Origin of the sequence: Clostridium boliviensis, assembly GCF_033342255.1 — a bacterium.
GTDB classification, from domain to species: domain Bacteria; phylum Bacillota; class Clostridia; order Lachnospirales; family Lachnospiraceae; genus Lacrimispora; species Lacrimispora boliviensis.
In genome coordinates this window covers 1-20,077 of the sequence record NZ_JAWONS010000240.1, presented here as the reverse complement: position 1 = coordinate 20,077, position 20,077 = coordinate 1, and the positions used below count along the sequence as shown (strand labels likewise).

General features: G+C 41.0%; 21 protein-coding genes, 1 pseudogene and 1 riboswitch. Of the genes and pseudogenes, 15 read left to right on the top strand and 7 right to left on the bottom strand.

Annotation, left to right across the window (positions count from 1 at the left end):
• Positions 1 to 13: 13 nt before the first annotated feature.
• Positions 14 to 1,036 carry a hypothetical protein gene (locus RZO55_RS14840; RefSeq protein WP_318065041.1) on the bottom strand — a complete coding sequence of 341 codons (1,023 nt, stop codon included), beginning with the start codon at positions 1,034 to 1,036 and terminating at the stop codon, positions 14 to 16.
• Positions 1,033 to 1,452, bottom strand: a pseudogene (locus RZO55_RS14835) (RNA polymerase sigma factor); the annotation flags it as partial. The gene RZO55_RS14840 and the pseudogene RZO55_RS14835, both read right to left, overlap by 4 nt.
• A gap of 132 nt (positions 1,453 to 1,584) precedes the next feature.
• On the opposite strand from RZO55_RS14835, the gene RZO55_RS14830 reads away from it, so the two are divergent.
• Positions 1,585 to 1,872: a hypothetical protein gene (locus tag RZO55_RS14830; protein WP_318065040.1), complete on the top strand. Its 288-nt coding sequence runs from the start codon at positions 1,585 to 1,587 to the stop codon at positions 1,870 to 1,872.
• Positions 1,873 to 1,946: 74 nt separating this feature from the next.
• Here RZO55_RS14830 and RZO55_RS14825 read toward each other — a convergent pair whose 3' ends face one another.
• Both RZO55_RS14825 and RZO55_RS14820 read right to left on the bottom strand, forming a co-directional pair.
• On the bottom strand, positions 1,947 to 2,639 hold the full coding sequence (locus RZO55_RS14825) for an LrgB family protein (RefSeq protein WP_318065039.1): 693 nt from the start codon (positions 2,637 to 2,639) through the stop codon (positions 1,947 to 1,949).
• Complete coding sequence (locus RZO55_RS14820) at positions 2,620 to 3,003, bottom strand: CidA/LrgA family protein (RefSeq protein ID WP_318065038.1); 384 nt, start codon at positions 3,001 to 3,003, stop codon at positions 2,620 to 2,622. Before RZO55_RS14820 ends, RZO55_RS14825 begins: the two co-directional genes overlap by 20 nt.
• 109 nt (positions 3,004 to 3,112) lie before the next feature.
• On the opposite strand from RZO55_RS14820, the gene RZO55_RS14815 reads away from it, so the two are divergent.
• The 4 genes from RZO55_RS14815 to RZO55_RS14800 all read left to right on the top strand — a co-directional run bounded on the left by RZO55_RS14815 (position 3,113) and on the right by RZO55_RS14800 (position 6,149).
• Positions 3,113 to 3,634 carry a phosphatase PAP2 family protein gene (locus RZO55_RS14815; RefSeq protein ID WP_318065037.1) on the top strand — a complete coding sequence of 174 codons (522 nt, stop codon included), beginning with the start codon at positions 3,113 to 3,115 and terminating at the stop codon, positions 3,632 to 3,634.
• A 64-nt stretch (positions 3,635 to 3,698) separates the two neighbouring features.
• Positions 3,699 to 3,796, top strand: a riboswitch (THF riboswitch).
• A gap of 61 nt (positions 3,797 to 3,857) precedes the next feature.
• Positions 3,858 to 4,430 carry a folate family ECF transporter S component gene (locus RZO55_RS14810; protein WP_318065036.1) on the top strand — a complete coding sequence of 191 codons (573 nt, stop codon included), beginning with the start codon at positions 3,858 to 3,860 and terminating at the stop codon, positions 4,428 to 4,430.
• A 142-nt stretch (positions 4,431 to 4,572) separates the two neighbouring features.
• Positions 4,573 to 5,412 (top strand): P-loop NTPase, encoded by an 840-nt coding sequence (locus RZO55_RS14805; protein WP_318065372.1) that lies wholly within the window; start codon positions 4,573 to 4,575, stop codon positions 5,410 to 5,412.
• 26 nt (positions 5,413 to 5,438) lie between these two features.
• Positions 5,439 to 6,149 carry a GTP pyrophosphokinase gene (locus tag RZO55_RS14800; RefSeq protein WP_318065035.1) on the top strand — a complete coding sequence of 237 codons (711 nt, stop codon included), beginning with the start codon at positions 5,439 to 5,441 and terminating at the stop codon, positions 6,147 to 6,149.
• A gap of 47 nt (positions 6,150 to 6,196) precedes the next feature.
• Here RZO55_RS14800 and RZO55_RS14795 read toward each other — a convergent pair whose 3' ends face one another.
• The gene (locus RZO55_RS14795; protein WP_318065034.1) at positions 6,197 to 7,453 is read right to left on the bottom strand and encodes a sensor histidine kinase; all 1,257 of its coding nucleotides are present in this window, start codon (positions 7,451 to 7,453) and stop codon (positions 6,197 to 6,199) included.
• Positions 7,450 to 8,124, bottom strand: a complete 675-nt coding sequence (locus RZO55_RS14790; RefSeq protein ID WP_318065033.1) for a response regulator transcription factor — start codon at positions 8,122 to 8,124, stop codon at positions 7,450 to 7,452. Before RZO55_RS14790 ends, RZO55_RS14795 begins: the two co-directional genes overlap by 4 nt.
• Positions 8,125 to 8,274: 150 nt before the next feature.
• Here RZO55_RS14790 and RZO55_RS14785 point away from each other — a divergent pair, with 150 nt between their 5' ends.
• The 9 genes from RZO55_RS14785 (at position 8,275) to RZO55_RS14745 (ending at position 18,969) form a co-directional block, all read left to right on the top strand.
• Positions 8,275 to 9,366 (top strand): S-layer homology domain-containing protein, encoded by a 1,092-nt coding sequence (locus RZO55_RS14785; protein ID WP_318065032.1) that lies wholly within the window; start codon positions 8,275 to 8,277, stop codon positions 9,364 to 9,366.
• A gap of 14 nt (positions 9,367 to 9,380) precedes the next feature.
• Entirely contained in the window at positions 9,381 to 11,123 is a 1,743-nt protein-coding gene (locus RZO55_RS14780; protein ID WP_318065031.1) for an efflux RND transporter periplasmic adaptor subunit, read from the top strand.
• 67 nt (positions 11,124 to 11,190) lie between these two features.
• Positions 11,191 to 11,850 (top strand): ABC transporter ATP-binding protein, encoded by a 660-nt coding sequence (locus tag RZO55_RS14775; RefSeq protein ID WP_318065371.1) that lies wholly within the window; start codon positions 11,191 to 11,193, stop codon positions 11,848 to 11,850.
• Entirely contained in the window at positions 11,828 to 13,012 is a 1,185-nt protein-coding gene (locus RZO55_RS14770; RefSeq protein ID WP_336624307.1) for an ABC transporter permease, read from the top strand. Before RZO55_RS14775 ends, RZO55_RS14770 begins: the two co-directional genes overlap by 23 nt.
• A gap of 129 nt (positions 13,013 to 13,141) precedes the next feature.
• Positions 13,142 to 14,134, top strand: a complete 993-nt coding sequence (locus RZO55_RS14765; RefSeq protein ID WP_318065030.1) for a dipeptidase — start codon at positions 13,142 to 13,144, stop codon at positions 14,132 to 14,134.
• A gap of 103 nt (positions 14,135 to 14,237) precedes the next feature.
• The gene (locus tag RZO55_RS14760) at positions 14,238 to 15,893 is read left to right on the top strand and encodes a Na/Pi cotransporter family protein (protein ID WP_318065029.1); all 1,656 of its coding nucleotides are present in this window, start codon (positions 14,238 to 14,240) and stop codon (positions 15,891 to 15,893) included.
• 33 nt (positions 15,894 to 15,926) lie between these two features.
• Positions 15,927 to 16,616 (top strand): response regulator transcription factor, encoded by a 690-nt coding sequence (locus RZO55_RS14755; RefSeq protein WP_318065028.1) that lies wholly within the window; start codon positions 15,927 to 15,929, stop codon positions 16,614 to 16,616.
• Between the two features lie 32 nt (positions 16,617 to 16,648).
• Positions 16,649 to 18,052, top strand: a complete 1,404-nt coding sequence (locus RZO55_RS14750) for a sensor histidine kinase (RefSeq protein ID WP_318065027.1) — start codon at positions 16,649 to 16,651, stop codon at positions 18,050 to 18,052.
• A 29-nt stretch (positions 18,053 to 18,081) separates the two neighbouring features.
• The gene (locus RZO55_RS14745; RefSeq protein ID WP_318065026.1) at positions 18,082 to 18,969 is read left to right on the top strand and encodes a DegV family protein; all 888 of its coding nucleotides are present in this window, start codon (positions 18,082 to 18,084) and stop codon (positions 18,967 to 18,969) included.
• A gap of 4 nt (positions 18,970 to 18,973) precedes the next feature.
• Here RZO55_RS14745 and RZO55_RS14740 read toward each other — a convergent pair whose 3' ends face one another.
• A complete protein-coding gene (locus RZO55_RS14740) occupies positions 18,974 to 19,324 on the bottom strand; it encodes a NusG domain II-containing protein (RefSeq protein WP_318065025.1) in 351 nt (116 codons plus the stop codon).
• Between the two features lie 178 nt (positions 19,325 to 19,502).
• Between RZO55_RS14740 and RZO55_RS14735 the strand changes: the two genes are divergently transcribed.
• Positions 19,503 to 20,077 (top strand): FMN-binding protein (locus tag RZO55_RS14735; protein ID WP_318065024.1); only part of this gene is annotated, 575 nt, incomplete at its 3' end.

Genomic DNA, 20,077 nt, shown 5'->3' with positions numbered 1-20,077 from the left:
TATCAGGCTGTTATTAAAAGCCTTCATTTATAACGGTCCAATTATTTTTATTTTTCCTTGCCACGCTAATCATCCTATTTTCATTTTCGTTATTCTTAATTGCAGTTACATCAAATATAATAATATCCCCAACATCATATTCTGCTTCGATGTTTTCATTAGAATATTGTCTATTTGTATTTTCGGCTACGTTAATTTCTTTAACAGTCCATGCAGTATTTTCGTAATAATTTAGTGCAGTAGTTCTTGCTGCTTCCAATTCTTCTGTTGTTAGAGCCTCTTTATAAGATTTGGATTCTTTTGTTCCCTGCTTATAGAGTATACTTCTGTCAATGGGTTCACTATCTGGTCGATTTACAAAATCATCCTGTTCTGTAATTCTATAATTATCAAAAGAAGCTACAAAATCACCATTATCCTGTAGTTTGATTTTGATTGCTTTTGTTTCTGTTTTATCATTACGATATGAAATCTCCAGCACAATTGTGTCCTCAAGTAATTCTTGCGGCAGATCCTTAATCGATATATTTTTATTACTTAAAGCTTCCCAAAGTTCATTAGGTTCCCAATTTACTACCAAATAATAATAATCGTGCTGATCAGAACCATAATTTACGGTGAAGTTTTTTGCAACTCCGAATTCTTCTCTTTTTTGGGTCCAGTCAATAAAATCAATCCATTGGTTTTTAACAGAATAACGTATTGTTTTTATATCATTCCCTTGTATATAGAAACTTAAAGGAGTACCGGTCATAGAGCCATCAGCATTTACTTTTCCTGTTGATAAAACTGTTCCGGTACTGTTTATTTTTTTGTTTGTTTCATAGGCATAAGCCATAACGGATGTTTTGTTAAATGGGTATATTATATTCAGTCCTAATAATAAGCAGATGAAGAATACTGCAGCAATTATAGTTTTACCTATAGGTTTATTATAGAAAAGTATTTTCTGCTTAGATTTCGTATACCTAAGAGCTTCATTGATATATTTTGTATCTATCTCCCCAATTGCTTTAGAGAATATTTCTTTATTCATAATATAACACCTCTCTTTATTAGATATTTTTTCATTCTCCCACGTATTCGTGAGAGGCGGACAGAAACATTGTGTTCAGTAATGCCGTACATGTTTGCAAGTTCGATTAAGGAATCAGAAAACCAGTATCTGCGCACAAACATGACACGATTATCCTTATTTAATGTGTCAAGAAAATCATTGATGACTATAGCAAGTTCTTTTGAGTCATAATCGCTGTAGACACTATTTTGTGAAGGGATACAGTCTGCTAATTCCTCAAATGCAATATCATAATAGCTGTTTCGTTTCAATGCAGTATTACTGTAATATTTCTTTATAGAAAGATTACGCACAATACGACAAACATAGGCAAGCAGTGGCTCTGGTTTTTCAGGTGGTATATTGTTCCATGTACCTAAGTAAGCATCATTTACACATTCTTCCGCCTACTTTGAGATTCATAGTATTTTTCAATTACATAACGGAAAATTCTACCAATATTGAATATTTTATGTTATAATGCTGATTGTAACAAAAATAGTATGAATTTACTAAGGAGAAAAAGTATGGAAAACTACAACAATGAAAGCAACCAGGGAGTTCAGAATGCATATTCTGTCTCTGATCCTAACAAAAGTGTTATGAGTTTGGGAGAATGGCTCATCACTCTCATTGTCATGATTATCCCATGTGTGAATCTGATCATGATGTTTGTGTGGGGATTTGGAAGTGGTAATGAAAACCGTAAGAATTTCTGCAGAGCTAATTTAATCATGACTGCAATCCAGACAATTCTTGCTGTTATATGTTATGTGGTATTTGCCGCCAGTTTTATTGCAGCAATGGGATATTAATTAATATCATAAAAAGCAGGATAACCGCAGACCAAAATCTGCGGTTATTTTTTCACATCTGTTTTGATGTATGTTTATATAAAGTTTGCAAAAACAGATGCAAATATAACGGTGCAGAGCCCGGAAGTGGCAATTGCCAGACTGCTCATGGCACCTTCAATTTCTCCTATCTCCATTGCTTTTGTAGTGCCTACTGCATGTGCGGCGGAACCGATGGCAATGCCTACTGCAACCGGATTGGTTATTTTAAATACATGGCAGACGGTTTCTGCAATAATACTGCCTAAGATACCGGTTATAATTATACTGGCAACCGTGATAGTCACAATCCCTTTCATTTCTTCAGAGATCCCCATAGCAATGGCAGTCGTGATGGATTTGGGTAAAAAAGTCACATATTCCTGATGATTTAAGCCAAAAACCAGCGCCAGAAGAAAAACGGTACTCATGGTTGTTAGTACACCGGTAAGTGTTCCTGCAATAATTGCCTTCCTGTGTTTTTTTAACAGGTTCAGCTGACGGTAGAGCGGGACAGCCAGGCATATGGTTGCAGGAGTTAAAAGATAACTGATGTATTTTGCGCTCTCATTATAAACTGTGTAATGTATCTTAAAAACGGATAGAAAAGCCATAACAAGAATGATAGAGATTAGAAGCGGATTAAAAATAGCCAGTTTCAGGCGTTTTTTAATCTGGATTCCCAATTCATAGCTCACAAGGCTTATCACAGACCCGAAGAATAAAAAATCACTGATTATATGATTCATGATCATTGCCTTCCTTCTTTTTGTCAGATTCTATAAAAAACTGGGTTACTTTTCCCGTCATTACCATAACTATAAACGTGGATATAAAAGTGATTAAGAGAAATGGTAAAAGAATAGGCCGAAGGGCACCCCACGAATCTAAAAGTCCGACGGCTGGCGGGATAAACAGCATGGGCATGATCTCCAGTAAGAAATTACTGACATCCTCAACTGCTTCTAAGGGAATGAGCCTGGTATTTAAACCAATTAACATTAGAATAAGTCCATAGATACTTGCTGGTACGGGAAGAGGTACTAACAAATGTATGACTTCCCCAGTAAGTGAAATTAATAGTATAATGCCGAATTGTCTGATGTGTTTCATGACAAAGCCTCCTGTATTTCCTGTCGAAAATTCAACTATGGTTAATCCTATACGCAAATGTCGTCATTGTCAAATGATTTTTAATAAAATAAAAAAGGAGTTTATAACAATGCTTTATCAAATAGAATTTGTAATCCTATATGCACTGCAGTCTCTTCATAATCCGTGGCTTGATCAGGTGATGACGCACATCACAAGCCTGGGTGATCATGGGTTTATCTGGATTCTAACAGGAGTGGTCTTAACATGCATGCCCAAAACCAGAAAAATAGGGATCTGTGTTTTACTTAGTCTGGCAGCAGGGGGACTTCTGGGTAATATGATATTAAAAAATCTGATTCAAAGACCCAGACCATGCTGGATTGATACCCACGTCGTACTTTTGATCCAGAATCCGAAAGACTATTCCTTTCCTTCCGGTCACACACTGGCTTCTTTGGAAGGAGCACTCAGTATCTGGCTATACAACAGAAGGCTGGGGGTACCATTCCTGTTCCTGGCTGGTTTGATCGCTTTATCTAGATTGTATCTTTTTGTTCATTTTCCTACCGATGTTCTGGCAGGAGCAGTGCTTGGAAGTCTCATAGCGTTATCCGTACACCGGATAATAAAACCACAAGGTATGCGCTGAAAAAAACATTTGCTTTCTGTAAAATCTGTGTTATACTGATGGCGATACAAAACTAAATAAAAGTCGCAGAGTAGACTTGTGTGCGTTAAGTGCCCGCTGAACAGGGAGTTGTCAGCAGGACGAAAAGATTTTCTTGCGGTACACGAGTCGCATCCCGCTGCACCAGAAGATAGGTATCTTATCTCCGGTCGTAGTCTGAGGTCTGCAAAGGAGGTATTTTTTTATGAAAAAATTCGTTACTTTGTTCACCGATTCTTACAGAGAAATGAGATCTGTAAGGACAATCACTGCCGCAGCCATGTTTGCCGCAGTTGCCATCATCCTGGATGTGTTTTCCATTCAGCTGGGAAGTTACATTAAGATCACATTTTCATCTGTTCCCAATGGAATCATTTCCTACTTATTCGGTCCGGTAGTGGGCGGACTGTTTTCCGGAAGCCTCGATGTGCTGAAGTATTTATTAAAACCCACCGGCGCCTTTTTTCCTGGTTTCACCCTGGTCACTGCCCTGGCAGGAATTCTATATGGTATTATGTATTACAGGAAGCCTGTTACCTTAAAAAGAATTCTTATATCCAAGCTGGTGGTCATGCTGATCTGCAATGTTTTTTTAAATACCCTTTGTCTTTCCCTACTTTACGGGAAAGGATTTATGGTATTGCTCCCGGCAAGAGCACTTAAAAATCTGGTGATGTGGCCCATTGATTCCATGATTTTCTTTACACTGATTAAGACCATGGATTCCATAGGTGTTTTTCGGACGATACGGAGTGCGAATCTGATTCGAACAAAATAATAAGCAAAACCCCGGAGTGTTCATTCGTACTCCGGGGTTTTTCATTAAATACGGTTTCGTAAAATACATAGACATAAGTCGGATTTCGTAATATAATCTAAGGTATATGCTATAATATCAGTTTTTACAGGAGGAATGAATGATGAGCGATAGCAGCTGTACACATAATTGCAATACTTGCGGAGAAAGTTGCGGGAGCAGGGAGGAAGAACAGACGAGTTTTCTGGAGCCGTTAAATCCTTCCAGTATTGTGAAAAAAGTAATTGGAGTAGTAAGCGGGAAGGGCGGTGTAGGTAAGTCCCTGGTCACTTCCCTTATGGCAGCAGGTATGAATGGAAAGGGATATAAGACAGCTATTCTGGATGCGGATATTACAGGACCTTCCATTCCGAAGGCATTTGGTTTATCGGATAATGGCGTTGGAATGACGCCGAACGGACTGATGATTCCGGCTGTCAGTGCGACAGGGATCGAAGTAATGTCTGCCAATTTAATTCTGGATCATGAGACAGATCCGGTTATCTGGAGAGGCCCCGTCATTGCAGGTGCTGTAAAGCAGTTCTGGCAGGAAACTCTCTGGGAGAATATTGATTATATGTTTGTGGACATGCCTCCGGGAACAGGAGATGTGCCGTTAACCGTATTTCAGTCTCTGCCTCTTGACGGCATTATCATTGTAACCTCTCCTCAGGAGCTGGTTTCCATGATTGTTGGAAAGGCAGTGAATATGGCGAAGAAGATGAATATTCCGATTCTGGGACTTGTGGAGAATATGAGCTATTTTACATGTCCGGACTGCGGAAAGCAGATTTCTGTATTTGGAGAAAGTCATATTGATGAAGTAGCAAAAAAATACGGAGTAGGTGTATTGGCTAAGATCCCCATTGATTCGAAGATTGCGGGAGCTGTTGATGCGGGTACAGTGGAATATGTAGAAGCCCCCTGGCTGAAAGATGCAGTTGATGCAGTGGAGGCAGTATAGTCTTAGCTGTTTTTTGAGGTATAAGAATGAATATAAATATGAACCCCAACAGTGAACTGAACCAGTCGATTGTGAAAGTTCCCAATCTTGTTTCAGTTCCGGACCCCCTGATCAATCAGGCTTATCAGTTTCAGGAATCAATGATGATGTATACCTGTGCCATTCGGGAGGTCAAGACAAAGCTGGAAGTTTTAAATGATGAATTATCAGTGAGAAACTCCAGAAATCCCATTGAACTGGTAAAGTCCAGAGTGAAGAAACCGGTCAGTATTGTGGAGAAGTTAACGCGCAGAGGCCTTCCGGTTTCCTTAGAATCCATGATGGAGAATCTGGATGATGTGGCAGGAATCCGGGTGATCTGTTCGTTTCTTGATGATATCTATGCAGTGGCAGATATGCTTGCCCGTCAGGATGATGTTCATATCATTGCCATAAAGGACTATATCCGCCAACCGAAAAGCAATGGATACCGCAGTTATCATATGATCGTTGAGATTCCGGTATTTTTCTCTGATCAGAAAAAATGGATACGGGTGGAGGTTCAGATACGGACGATGGCGATGGATTTCTGGGCAAGTCTGGATCATCAGCTGAAATACAAGAAAGAGATGCAGGTATATTCCCAGGAGATCAGTGAGGAACTGCGGGAATGTGCAGATGTGATTGCATTAACCGACCAGAAGATGCTCAATATCAGAAAACGGATTGAGGAACAGGGAATTACTGTTACAAAATAAAAGGAATAAGGGATGAATCATAACGGTTTATCCCTTATTCTTTTTATTTATGAAGAATGAAGCAGAGCAGGTAAAGTGATGGTAAATGTGGTTCCGTTTTCTGCGCTGCTGGTAACGCTGATACTGCCCCTATGACGGTCAACGATGGTTTGTGCAATAGAAAGGCCCAGTCCGTATCCGCCTTCTTTTCTGGCTCTGGACTGATCGGTCCGGTAAAAGCGTTTAAATACATGCTTTTGTTCTTCTGGTAAAATGGGGTTTCCCGAGTTTGTGATGATAAAAACAGCGTGTCCGGCTGTTTTTTTTAATACAACTGAAACAGTACCACTCTTTCCGGCATATTTACAGGCATTGTCCAGAAGAATGGTGATTAACTGCTTTAACTGAACTTCAATGCCTTCTAAAACAATATCAGATTCTAATTCATTCTCAAGAGCAACCTTATTTTCATAAGCAACGGATTCAAAGAGCAGTACACAGTTTAAGACCAGTTCACTAAAATTCAGTGTCTGTCTTAAAGATGTAACGGATTCCATGGTTTGTGCATCCGATCGTGCGAGGAAAAGCAGTTCTTCCACAAGCTGTTTCATCCGATCTGCCTCTTCTTTTGTATTGATGATCCATTTTTCCTGCTCTTTTATAGTGCGTTCCTTATGGGACAAAAGAATCTGCAGATTTGCAAGAATAACAGTGATGGGAGTCTTTAATTCGTGTGAAGCATCTGTAATAAACTGGTTCTGCTGATCCCATGCCTGCTCTGCAGGTTTCAGAGCGAGGCGGGAAAGAAACAGGCTTAAGAGGAAAAATAAAATGACGGTACATAAAAAAATCAGGAGACAGTTGAACAGTAAAGTCTCTAAAGAATTCCGTTCATAGCTTTGATCCGCAAAACCGATTTTAGTACCGTTCCTTGATGAGATTTTCAGATAACGGAGGGAATAATCCTTTAAAATACCTTCTCTGGAACCAGAGGCATTGACCAGTCTGATCAAGGATGAGGCCAGCTCATTGGTAACCGTAATATTATTTTCATCTATGTTCTCAATGGTTTGATCTTCATTTAGTGTTATAACAAATACAGGTGTAAGGGGGATTGGATTCTGTTTTGGTCTTCTTCCAAATTCTACTTTGTCCGGTGGTATTTTAAAACGTTCATGATTCATGGACTGGAAGAGAGCTATGGAGGTATTCCGTACAATCCGCTGCCTGTTTGCCATGTAAAAGACCCCTAAAACTGCAGCCAGTATGCTGATAACAAAGCCCATATTAATAAGTATGAACCGGGTTCTTAACTTTTTAATCATCTTCCTTCCTCCAGACGGTAGCCTACTTTTCGCACTGTCGTGATTTCTGCTTTTGATCCCAGGTAATGGAATTTTTTACGTAAAAAAGAAATATATGCTTCTACATTATTATCCTCTGCATCAGAGCCGGATCCCCATACACGGTTAATAAGCGTATCTTTTGAAGTGATTTTTCCAAGGCTGCTCATAAGGATTCTTAATACTTCAAATTCTTTATAACTTAAATGAATGGATTTGGTACCGCAGGATAAATCGTTGGCTGACAGATTTAATTTAAGATCTGCAAATGTCATTTCTTCCACAATCACTTCCCCCTGTCTGCGGGAGAGTGCACGGATACGCGCCAGAAGTTCCTCTGGAACAAATGGTTTTGTCATATAATCATCGGCACCTTTATCCAGTCCGGTTACTTTATCACTTACACTGTCACGCGCAGTAAGCATGAGAATGGGAGTTTGTATTCTGGCTTCCCGAAGCTTCTCAACAATCTGAAACCCATTCTCACCTGGGAGCATGACATCCAGAATAATCACATCATAATCTCCTGACAGTGCGAAACGTAAGCCGTCTTTTCCGTCATAAACAAGATCAGTCTGATAATGCTGCTCTTTCATAATCTGTCCTATAGCCTCTGCCAGTCTGAGTTCGTCTTCCACAATTAACAACTTCATAGGTAAGTTCTCCTTTGTTTTTATTATAGCCTTTTAAAGTATTTTAAGCAATGCAGTTTATTTTCAGTTTAATTTCAGCCTGCCATCACAAAGCCATCACAACGATTTGTTAAGATATTAAAAAATCTTATGAAGGAGAGGAAAACCTTAATGAATGCACGAAGAACAGCGGCATCGCTTGCAGTTATTCTGGCTGCAACGGCAGTTGCACCGATGAATGCGGAGGCATCAGCCAATTTTGATTTAAGAAAAAAAGTCATCGGTATATCGGGCATTATGAATATAACCAATACTGATATGACTGTCACCCGGGGAGAATTTGCCTCCATGCTGGTAAATGCTTCTTCCTACCGTAGTACAGTGAGCAACTTAAGCAATACTTCCGTATTTGCAGATGTATCAAGGGATTTTGAATATTCGGCTCAGATCAGGATTGCCGCAGAACAGGGCTGGATGAGTGGTTATCTGGGAGGTATGTTTAAACCGGATGAATATATAACGCTTCAGGATGCGGTGAAAGGGGTTCTTGCATTACTTGGATATAAGAATTCTGATTTTACTGGTGATCAGTCGGGCTCCAGACTTTCCAAATATCATTTTCTTGAGTTAGATGAAAATATTAACAGAGATGCTCAGGAAGTATTGAAAAAAGAAGACTGTGTCAACCTGTTTTATAATCTGCTGAAAGCAGATAATACATCCGGTACCATGTATGGAAAGATTTTAGATTGTGAATTGACCGAAGACGGAGAAATCAATCCTTTTACCATGGTTGATAACAGCTTAAAAGGACCAAAAGTAGTAAGAAGCAAGAGCCGTTTAAATTCATATCTGCCCTTTAAACTCAGTGCAGCCAATGTTTATCTGGACGGTGATGCAGTGAGCAATTCCAGTGATGCCATTACTGTTGCGTTAGAAAGTTCCGATGGTGTTCTCGTTTATTACCATTCTTTATCCAAAACTGTATGGCTTTATACTGTTGGAACTGAAAATGAAAGCGGACGATCTGCGGCATTTGGGGAAATCACAAATATCATTTACAATTCCACTGATTTAATGAATCCCAGTGCAATTATTCTTGATGATGGGAATACGTATACACTGACCAGCACCGAGATGCAGTTCGCATTTTCTTCTTATGGGGATTTGAGAGTCGGAGATACCGTCAATCTTGTTTATACGCTTTCCACCGACAATAGCGGAGATGAAACAAGAACTGTCATTGACTATATAGAAGATTAACGGGAGAGGCCGGAATGAAAAAGATTATCCAGAAATTATTTAAAAAGAAGATTTTAATTATTTTGCTTCTGATTCTCATTGTATTTGCATGTATTTTCTTTGCTTTTTCGTTTAAAAAAAGTAAGGAAGCAAATGCAAAAGCTCAAAAGATAAAAACAGCTGTAGTCACGAAAAGAGACATCTCTTCTAAACTGTCTTCTTCCGGAACCATTTCTCCAAAGGATACGTATGATATTACCTCATTAGCAGAGGGTGAAGTCGTTGAGGCGAATTTTGAAGAGGGTGACGAGGTGGAAAAAGACCAGGTCTTATACCGGATCGACAGCTCTTCTGCAGAGAGCCAGCTGACCTCTGCCAATAATTCTTTAGAAAGATCGCAGGAAAGTTATCAGGTTGCATTGGATAATTATAATGATGCTTTAAAGGATTATAGTGGGAATACATATAAGTCTACAGAAACCGGGTACATCAGCACCCTTTCTATAAAAGAGGGCGATAAGGTCAATGATAAATCGGAACTAGCCTCTATAACGGATGACAGCATTATGAAAATCAAGCTTCCGTTTCTCTCTGGAGAGGCAGCCCAGATAGCAGCAGGCAGTACTGCCGTTCTGACACTGGTGGATTCGGGGGAACAGGTGAATGGTTCTGTGATTTCTGTGGGAAATATGGATGTGACACTGACAGGAGGCCGGATTGTCCGTTATGTAACCATTGAGGTTCCAAATCCGGGAGGACTGACGAAGGAAACTTCGGCAACCGGCTCCGTTGGTGAATTTGCATGCAGCATGGAGGCCATCTTTGAACCAAAGCTTGAAACAACTATGAAAGCGGACCTTTCATCAGGAGTTCAAGTAGGTACAGTTCTTGTTCACGAGGGAGACTATGTGACGAAGGGAACACCTGTTTTTACTATGGAAAATAAAAGTGCTGCTGCGCTTATTCGTACTTATAAGGACGCCCTGGATAAAGCCCAATCCTCTCTGGAATCCGCAAAGAGCTCCCTGGAGAACACTCAGGAAACCTATGATAACTATACGATTACGGCTCCCATATCAGGTAAAGTGATTACAAAAAGCATAAAGGTGGGAGATAAGATCACAAAAAGTACCAGCGGAAGTACCACGCTTGCAACGATTTATGATATGTCAAATTATACTTTTGAAATGAGTGTGGATGAATTGGATGTTAAATCAGTGGCAGTAGGGCAGAAGGTAACAATTACTGCGGACGCAGTAAGCGGCAAGAGTTTTTCCGGTACAGTCACGAATGTAAGTCTGAAGAGCACGACAACCGATGGAGTGACAAATTACCCGGTTACCATTACACTAAATGATGGTATGGATGAACTTCTGCCTGGCATGAATGTAGACGGAGTCATTGTCCTTAATGAGGCTTCTGGTGTACTGACAATTCCGGCAGATGCACTGTTGCGGGGGAATTATGTATATGTAAAGGATGATACGGTAAAGGAAGCAAAAGGGAATATTCCGGCCGGATTTAAAGAGGCGGAAGTAGAAACAGGATTAATCAATGATGATTATGTAGAGATTACTTCAGGTCTTGAAGAAAATCAGGAGGTTTATGTTGCGCAGAGTACGGTAAGTACCAGTAAAACTGCCGATGTGAAAGGTGGGTTTGGAGGTCCTCCTGGTGGAATGGACGGTTCTGCAGAACGTGCGGGACGAAGTGGCAGCGGATACAGTAACGGTAGCAGCAATAACAGAAGCACCGGCCAGGGGGGCCAGTCCCGGTAAAAATAAGGAGGAATGAAATGTGGCAGAACCCTTGATTGAATTAAAAGAGATCTACAAGGTTTACCAGATGGGGGAGGAAGAGGTGCGAGCAAACGACGGAGTAACCATGACAATATTTCGTGGAGAATTCGTTGCCATTGTGGGAAAATCAGGAAGCGGAAAGTCAACTCTGATGAACATTATCGGCGCACTGGATGTTCCAAGCGATGGTCAATATCTCTTGGGCGGAGAAGATGTGGGAGGGATGACGGACAATCAGCTGGCACAGATCAGAAATAAAATGATTGGATTTATTTTTCAGCAGTATAATCTGCTCCCAAGATTAAATCTTCTGGAGAATGTGGAACTGCCGCTTCTTTATGCAGGAGCTGGTACAGAGGAGCGAAAAGAGCGTGCCATGGCCTCCTTAGAACGGGTGGGTCTGGCAGAGAAGTGGAAAAATCTCCCCAACCAGCTGTCCGGCGGTCAGCAGCAAAGAGTGTCCATAGCCAGAGCTCTGACCGGAAATCCGTCTCTGATTCTGGCAGATGAACCAACAGGTGCCCTGGATTCCAAAACCAGCCGGGATGTACTTGATTTCTTAAAGGAACTAAATGACGAAGGCAATACCATTGTGATGATTACTCATGACAGCACCATTGCGTTAGAAGCACGGCGTGTGATCAGGGTGCATGATGGTAAGATAAATTTCGATGGAGACGTAAATGAATATTCTGCAATCCTTTAAAATGGCCCTTAAGAGTATCTGGGGTAATAAAATGCGATCCTTCCTTACTATGCTGGGTATTATTATAGGTGTTGCATCGGTGATTATTCTGGTCAGTCTTGTAAATGGTCAGATGTCATATATGAAGGACAGCTTTACCAGTATGGGTACCAATCAGATGACGGTCCGTTTAACCAATTTGGCAACCAGATATGCAGATGTAGATGATATGTACCAGTTTTATAATGATAACAGAGATTTATTTTCTCATATGACGCCAAGTGTGTCTGTCAGTGCCACTTTGAAATATGGGACAGAATCACTGGAGGATACAACAATAACAGGAGTCAGTGAAGAATATTTAGACATGAAAGATCAGAATCTTGATGCAGGACGTTTTATTTCCTATTCCGATATTGCTTCCAGACAAAAAGTATGTGTGGCAGGGTATTACGTTGCCTGGAAATTATATGGAAGCGTGGATAATGCCATAGACAAAACAATTAAAATGAATGGGAATTCCTACCGGATTGTGGGTGTGATTTCCAGGCAGGATGAGGATGAGCTGGAAGGGGGAGGAACGGATGATATTTTGTATCTTCCTTACAGCAGTGCTGCGAAAATGAACAATACAGCCCGCATCAGCAACTATGTGTTTGCCACAGCCGATACGGATTACACGGCGAAAGCCAAGGAGACTCTGGAAACGTTTTTGATGAGCATTTATAAAGATGACAGTTTATTTCGCGTCACTGCCATGAGTGAGATGCTGGAATCTTTGGATTCCATGATCGCCATGATGTCCATGGTCCTGGGCGGAATTGCCGGAATCTCTTTATTGGTGGCAGGTGTGGGAGTCATGAATATTATGCTGGTGTCAGTAACCGAGCGGACAAGGGAAATTGGAATCAGAAAGGCTTTGGGAGCAAAGAAAATACACATCATGCAGCAATTTGTTATTGAAGCAGCGGTTACCAGTTCTCTTGGCGGATTGGTGGGAATGGCATTAGGCTCTGTGGCTACAACAATAGTTGGAGCTGCCATAGGGATACCGGCAACCCCTACGCCTGCAGCGGTTATTGTTTCCTTTAGTGTATCAGTGGGCATCGGGCTTATATTCGGATACATGCCCGCCAGCCGTGCAGCGAACTTAAGCCCTATTGATGCACTTCGCAGCGAATAGCAACAGAATATTTTCTTGCAAATCTGTCATAGGAGTGATACTATTTTCATAAGTACCAAAGGAGCAGCTGTGTTCGGGCTGCTCCTTTTCGGGCGTCTGAGAATCTTTGTAATAGGAAAGGACAGGAAAATGAATGTTGCAGATATGCATTGTGATACAATAGCGGAGCTTTACTACAGAAGACAGGAGGGTAAAGACTATTCTATTTTAAAAAATGACTGTCATATCGACCTGGAGAGAATGAAAAAAGGTAATTACTGTCTGCAGAATTTTGCCCTGTTTACAGAACTTACAAAGCATGAAAGACCATTTGAATACTGTATGAAGCTGCTTGATTTGTTTTACACGGAACTGGAGGAATATGGGGATTTAATCGGAATAGTAAAGACATATGAAGACATTGAAAAGAATCGCATAGAAGGAAGAATGTCTGCCATGTTAACGATTGAAGAGGGTGGTGTTTGTCAGGGGGAAATTGCTTTTCTGCGTAATTTTTACCGCCTGGGGGTCCGTATGATGACTCTTACCTGGAATCATATCAATGAACTCGCTTATCCCAACAGAATCAGAATTGAGAAGGAAGAGGCTTTTTTTGAACCGGAAACAGAGCACGGGCTGACGGAAACAGGGATTGTTTTTGCAGAGGAGATGGAACGTCTGGGTATGATCATTGATGTGTCCCATTTATCCGATGCAGGAATTTATGATATATTCCGTTACACGAAAAAGCCTTTTGTAGCCAGCCATTCTAATGCCAGAACCATTGCTTCAAACCCAAGAAATTTAACAGATGAGATGATCCGGCTGCTTGCTGAGCGGGGAGGAGTCACTGGAATCAATTTCTGCGCTGATTTTCTTCATGACTGGAAGAAAGGAGAGCAGTCCTTAAGCAGGATTGAGGATATGGTTTCGCATATAAAGCATTTAAAGCAGATTGGAGGCATCGGCTGTATCGGTCTCGGTTCGGATTTTGACGGAATTGGTGGAGAACTGGAGATGAAATCCCCGGAGGATCTTCCGCTGTTAGAAGCATGCATGAAAAAAGAGGGCTTTCGCGAGGATGAAATTGAAGCTGTTTTTTACGGCAATGTTCTCCGCGTTTATAAGGAAATTTTACATTGAGATAAAAATTTACATAAATTTTACAATCCTATGTATAATACTTTACATAGATTTGATATGATGCTTACATAACATGATTTATCATGAAATACGGGAGGATGATATGTCAATAACAGATATACAAATGTTATTTAAGTTTATCGGAGGGTTGGGAATGTTCCTTTATGGAATGGATGCCATGGCTGATGGACTGCAAAAATCTGCTGGACATAAGATGCAGCAGTTACTTGGAGCATTAACAAGCAATCGGCTGATGGGAGTTCTGTTAGGGACAGGAATTACGGCTATTATACAGAGCAGTTCGGCCACTACGGTTATGGTGGTTGGATTTGTTAATGCGGGAATTATGAATCTTCAACAGGCAGTCGGTATTATTATGGGTGCCAACATCGGTACAACTGTTACCAGCTGGATCGTTTCCATGAGTGAATGGGGTGAGATGCTAAAGCCCGAATTCTTTGCTCCTGCGTTAGTGGGTGTGGGCGCATTATTCAGCCTGTTCTCAAAAAATGAAAAGAAAAAACAGATTGGTGAGATCCTGGTTGGATTTGGTGTCTTATTTATCGGACTGTCTTTTATGTCTGCTTCGATTTCTCCTTACCGGTCTGCTCCGGTTTTTGGACAGGCTTTTTCGGTTCTTGGTAAGAATCCGTTCCTTGGAATTCTTGCCGGACTTGTTGTAACCGGCATTATACAGAGTTCCTCTGCTTCAGTGGGAATCTTACAGACGCTTGCATTGAACGGAATTGTAAACTGGCAGTCTGCCATATTTATTACACTTGGCCAGAATATCGGAACTTGTGTAACTGCACTTCTTTCCAGCCTGGGAGCCAACCGGACAGCAAAGCGTGCGGCGGCTATTCATATGATGTTTAATACGGCGGGGGCTCTTATATTTGGCGTTATTATGTTTGTTTATTTTAAATTGAATCCGATTCTGGCCTCATCCAGAATCACCAGCGTGGAAATATCCATTTTTCATACCATATTTAATGTTACCAATACCGTTTTACTGTTCCCATTTGCAGGATTGCTGGTAAAGGCCTCCGGTTTTTTAGTAAGGACTCAGGATAAAGAAGAAGTGCCTGATTCTGAAAATGAGATGAAGCGTCACTTAGATGAACGAATTTTGGAAACACCTTCATTTGCCATTGAAAATGTAAACCATGAAGTTGTTAATATGGGTTACGCTGCGCTCGAGAATTTTGATGTGGCGGCAGATGCTCTTCTAAGCAGTGATTTATCAGAAATTAAACAGGTGGAAAAACTGGAGCAGAAAATCGATCAATATGAGAAATTACTGACTGATTACTTAATTAAAATTAACAATCAATCCTTAAATGAAGAACAGCATATTCTGGTTAAAAATCTTTTTTATACAGTCAGCGATTTCGAACGGGTCAGTGACCATTGTGAAAACTTGTCGGAACTGGCAGCGGAGAAAGCAAACCGCAATATCATCTTTTCCAAAGAAGCGGAAAGCGAAATGAAAGAGATGCTTAAGGCTGTCCGGGCATCTTTGGAACATGCCATTAAAGCCAGAGAAACCTCTGATATGTCAGAAGTGCGTGCAGTTGTTCAATGTGAGGAGAACGTAGATATTCTGGAGGAAGAGTTAAGAGAACGCCATATTGAGCGTCTGTCTGCTCAGTCATGTAAACCGGAAAATGGAGTTGTCTTTTTAGATGCATTAAGCAACCTGGAGAGAATTTCTGATCATGCCCATAACATTGCAGGTTATGTAAAAGAAGAAATGTAAAAATTACATTTTTAAGAGACAGGAAGGAGAAGTATGGAAAGAATCTATGTAGTGGAAGATGATGATAATATCAGGGATTTAATAAAAATTGCCCTGGAAGGCTTCGGATATGAGGTTTCTTCTTATGAGATGGCAGAGGATGCCTTAAAACATATGGAAACAGATAAACCGGCACTGGCTGTCTTTGACCTGATGCTTCCCGGCATGGATGGAATGTCGGCTATTCGCAGAATCCGAAAAAATGATTTATTAAAAGACATTCCAATTCTTGTCCTGACTGCGAAAGACCGGGAGTTTGATAAGGTGGCCGGTCTGGATGGCGGTGCAGATGACTACATGACAAAGCCATTTGGGGTTATGGAGCTGGCAGCACGAATCCGCAGTCTTTTACGCCGCAGCAGCAAAAATCAGTCTCCGGATGATGAACTGGAGCAGTATTGTCTGCATTTAAACAAGAAGACCAGAGAAGTTACCTGTGACGGGGTTAAAATTGAGCTTACATTAAAAGAGTTTGACTTACTGCAGTATCTGATGGAGAATCATAATAAGGTTGTTACCAGAGATGAACTGCTTAATCATATCTGGGGATATGATTATGACGGAGAGACCAGAACCCTGGATATGCATATCCGGACATTACGTCAGAAGCTGGGAGAGAATGGCGGTTCCTGTATTAAGACGGTCCGGGGAGTGGGGTATCGTTTAATTAAAACGGAAATATAATACAAATACTTGCTGTATAATTTGGAGGTACTATGAAACAGGCTATTTTTGTAAAATTTATTCAGATTATCCTGGTGGTGCTGGTGCTCAGCAGTTCCATATTTTATATTGCCTCCAGCAGCGCACTTCTTAAAAATTCAAAAAAAGATATGAAATACACGTTAAAGGCTATGGATGAGGTTCTTGATTATTCCGGAAATTTAGAAAAGGAGATTGGGGACTTAAAACCCACGTTAAGTGAAAACCATAGCCGTTTCACTGTCATCTGTTTAGATGGAACTGTAGTGGCCGATACTGGAGAAGTACCGGTTACTTCTTTGGATAATCATGCCGGCAGGGAAGAGGTAAAGGAGGCAATGGAGGAAGGAGAAGGAACTTCCAGACGTTATTCCAATACGCTGAAGGAAAGTATGCTTTATGTAGCAATCCGGTCCTCCAAAGCAGATTACATTCTCCGGATGGCGGTTCCGTATACCGGAATGAAAGAAAACCTTCTGCTTCTGCTTCCTGCTGTGTGGCTGAGCTTTCTTGCAGCAATTATGTATTCCGCGTTTTCCGCAGACAGTTTTGCTGAGTCGATTACCCGGCCGCTTAAGGAGATTTCCCAGGAAATGCTGAAGGTAAACGGGGATTACACCGATCTTTCTTTTGAAACGTATCAATATCCGGAGATTAATATCATAGCGGAAACCACAACGCGGATGTCCAGGAATGTAAAGGAGTATTTGAATCAGATTGAGCGGGAAAAGCAGATCCGTCAGGAATTTTTCAGCAATGCCTCTCATGAGTTAAAAACTCCCATTACTTCGGTACAGGGCTACGCGGAGCTTCTGGAAAGCGGAATCATACAGGATGAAGACCAGAAGGCGGATTTCATAAAACGAATCAAAAAAGAGGCAGGAAATATGAATAATCTGATCAATGATATTCTTATGATATCCCGTCTTGAAACAAAAGAAGCTGAGGTTTTAAAAAGCGATGTACGGCTCTCCATACTGGTGGAAGACATTATTGAATCCCTGGAGCCTCTTGCGGCCTCTCATGAAGTTCTGATGCATATGGACTGCAGGCCCGTCTGCATCTACGCCAACGGTCAGCAGATGAAGGAATTAATTGGTAATCTGGTAAGTAATGCTGTAAAATATAATAAACCGGGTGGAGAGGTATGGATTACAGTCAAAGAAGAGGACCGCAATGTGATTATCAGAGTAAAGGATAATGGAATGGGAATCCCTAAAGAATCGCTTGGCCGTATATTTGAACGTTTCTACCGGGTTGATAAAGGAAGAAGTAAAAAACAGGGCGGGACAGGTCTTGGACTTTCCATCGTAAAACATATTGTTAACTTTTATCACGGTACCATTACGGTGGAATCAACAATTGATGCAGGAACAGAATTTATGGTAAAGATTCCCGTCCAGGGAAAAACACGATAGAAACGCCAGTTAAGGCAGGAGGGGACAGTATGAATAAATTTGTTTTAACCTGTTGTTCTACGGCAGATATGAAAAAAGAATTTTTTGTTACCCGGAAAATTCCATACGTTTGTTTTCATTACACAATCGACGGAGTTACTTATCCCGACGATTTAGGAGAGAGTATTCCATTTGATGAATTTTATGACCGGATTGCAAAAGGGGCAGCACCTTATACCTCGCAGGTAAATGTAGAGGAATACTGTAATTTCTTTGAGCCGATATTAAAGGAAGGAAAGGATATCCTGCATCTGACCTTGTCATCAGGAATTTCTGGTACTTATAATTCCGCCTGCGTTGCGGGAACTGAGATGCGGCTGAGATACCCGGACAGAACCATTCTTATACTGGACACTCTTGGAGCCTCTTCCGGTTATGGACTTTTAACGGATGCGGCTGCAGATCTGCGGGATCAGGGAGTCACGCTGGAGGCAGCAGCAGAATGGGTGATGAATCACAGGCTTTCCGTCCATCATTGGTTCTTTTCAACCGATTTAACCAGTTTTAAACGGGGAGGAAGAATATCTGCCACCTCCGCCATGCTGGGAACTGTTTTAAATATCTGCCCCCTTATGAATATTGATGATACAGGACATTTAATTCCAAGGCAGAAAATACGTACAAAAAAAAGAGCCATTCAGGAAATGGTAAAAACGATGGAATTACATGCCCTGAATGGTTCCCGTTATAACGGAAAATGCCTGATTGCTCATTCTGCCTGTGAAGCAGATGCAAAAGAAGTGGCTGCTCTTATAAAGGAACGGTTTCCCATGCTGAAAGAACCGGTAACAATTAACAGCATTGGTTGTGTAATTGGTTCCCATACAGGACCCGGAACGGTGGCGTTATTCTTTTTTGGTGAAAAAAGAACCGAATAAGCGATTATTTTCCCATAATTTGTGCAATCATACGATTGGGCAGACAAACAATGCTTTCGCCCGTCTGTTCAATCGTGCCCTGGTGAATACAGATTTTGTCGGGACAGGAAGCATCAGAAACGTGTACTTTACCGTTCTGAATCACAATGCGGTTAGTTCCTCCCTGGTAACCCTTTACTAAAATCTCAGTATCCTGATTTAAATCCAGCGTTTCATAATGGTTCCCGTCTACCGTGATTTCCAGATATCTGGCAGGCTTTGAAAAAATAAACCGGTTCACGATGAGCAGTAGAAATGATATCGCCAAAATTGTAACAATCAGTATGACTTCTTTCTTATGTTTTTTCATTTCCATATCGAAAGTTCCTTTACTTATTTTTCTATCTATGAAGAAACAGAATGGCAAAAATTCTGTTTCATTATAACATATAATCTTGAATCTATCCAAATATAATTAAAATTTTATAAAGTGATTGCCGTAGTCCTGTGAGGTATGTTAAAATATAATCAAACTTTATAAGACAGGAGGATATATGAATAAAAGTAACGCGAATGCTAAAAGAAATGGATATATTGGGCTGGGAGCTATGATTATACTGGCTTGCGCTACTGTTTTTGGTACAGACCCGCTTTATAAGGCGATTGACAATAGTATCAGACCGGAGATCTATGTTCCGGGTACCTATACAGGTACTGCGAAAGGCTACGGCGGGATTGTCACCGCAGATGTAACAGTATCAGGAAAAACCATTGATTCAATTACTGTAAATGGAGAAAAGGAAACACTTCTTAATCTGGTGTTACCAGGATTGACGGATTCCATTCTTGCAAAGCAATCTACGCAGGTAGATGCTGTATCGGGAGCAACTCTCAGCAGCGATGCCATTAAGCAGGCGGTGGATCAGGCTCTTTTACAGGCAAGGGGTGAGGAACCGGTAACGGTACCGGAGACAACGGAAGAAACAGCTGAAACTCCTTCCGCCTTAAAAGAAGGAACTTATACCTATGAATCACCGGAATTTGATGAGAATGGCTTCAAAGACCAGGTGAGCATGACAGTGAAGGATAACGCGATCACTGCGGTTACCTGGGACTGCATAAAGGAAGA

Excerpts from the sequence above, each read along its gene's own strand:
- RZO55_RS14840 (WP_318065041.1), bottom strand. The coding sequence starts at position 1,036 with ATGAATAAAGAAATATTCTCTAAAGCAATTGGGGAGATAGATACAAAA.
- RZO55_RS14830 (WP_318065040.1), top strand. The coding sequence starts at position 1,585 with ATGGAAAACTACAACAATGAAAGCAACCAGGGAGTTCAGAATGCATAT.
- RZO55_RS14825 (WP_318065039.1), bottom strand. The coding sequence starts at position 2,639 with ATGAATCATATAATCAGTGATTTTTTATTCTTCGGGTCTGTGATAAGC.
- RZO55_RS14820 (WP_318065038.1), bottom strand. The coding sequence starts at position 3,003 with ATGAAACACATCAGACAATTCGGCATTATACTATTAATTTCACTTACT.
- RZO55_RS14815 (WP_318065037.1), top strand. The coding sequence starts at position 3,113 with ATGCTTTATCAAATAGAATTTGTAATCCTATATGCACTGCAGTCTCTT.
- RZO55_RS14810 (WP_318065036.1), top strand. The coding sequence starts at position 3,858 with ATGAAAAAATTCGTTACTTTGTTCACCGATTCTTACAGAGAAATGAGA.
- RZO55_RS14805 (WP_318065372.1), top strand. The coding sequence starts at position 4,573 with ATGAGCGATAGCAGCTGTACACATAATTGCAATACTTGCGGAGAAAGT.
- RZO55_RS14800 (WP_318065035.1), top strand. The coding sequence starts at position 5,439 with ATGAATATAAATATGAACCCCAACAGTGAACTGAACCAGTCGATTGTG.
- RZO55_RS14795 (WP_318065034.1), bottom strand. The coding sequence starts at position 7,453 with ATGATTAAAAAGTTAAGAACCCGGTTCATACTTATTAATATGGGCTTT.
- RZO55_RS14790 (WP_318065033.1), bottom strand. The coding sequence starts at position 8,124 with ATGAAGTTGTTAATTGTGGAAGACGAACTCAGACTGGCAGAGGCTATA.
- RZO55_RS14785 (WP_318065032.1), top strand. The coding sequence starts at position 8,275 with ATGAATGCACGAAGAACAGCGGCATCGCTTGCAGTTATTCTGGCTGCA.
- RZO55_RS14780 (WP_318065031.1), top strand. The coding sequence starts at position 9,381 with ATGAAAAAGATTATCCAGAAATTATTTAAAAAGAAGATTTTAATTATT.
- RZO55_RS14775 (WP_318065371.1), top strand. The coding sequence starts at position 11,191 with ATGGGGGAGGAAGAGGTGCGAGCAAACGACGGAGTAACCATGACAATA.
- RZO55_RS14770 (WP_336624307.1), top strand. The coding sequence starts at position 11,828 with ATGAATATTCTGCAATCCTTTAAAATGGCCCTTAAGAGTATCTGGGGT.
- RZO55_RS14765 (WP_318065030.1), top strand. The coding sequence starts at position 13,142 with ATGAATGTTGCAGATATGCATTGTGATACAATAGCGGAGCTTTACTAC.
- RZO55_RS14760 (WP_318065029.1), top strand. The coding sequence starts at position 14,238 with ATGTCAATAACAGATATACAAATGTTATTTAAGTTTATCGGAGGGTTG.
- RZO55_RS14755 (WP_318065028.1), top strand. The coding sequence starts at position 15,927 with ATGGAAAGAATCTATGTAGTGGAAGATGATGATAATATCAGGGATTTA.
- RZO55_RS14750 (WP_318065027.1), top strand. The coding sequence starts at position 16,649 with ATGAAACAGGCTATTTTTGTAAAATTTATTCAGATTATCCTGGTGGTG.
- RZO55_RS14745 (WP_318065026.1), top strand. The coding sequence starts at position 18,082 with ATGAATAAATTTGTTTTAACCTGTTGTTCTACGGCAGATATGAAAAAA.
- RZO55_RS14740 (WP_318065025.1), bottom strand. The coding sequence starts at position 19,324 with ATGGAAATGAAAAAACATAAGAAAGAAGTCATACTGATTGTTACAATT.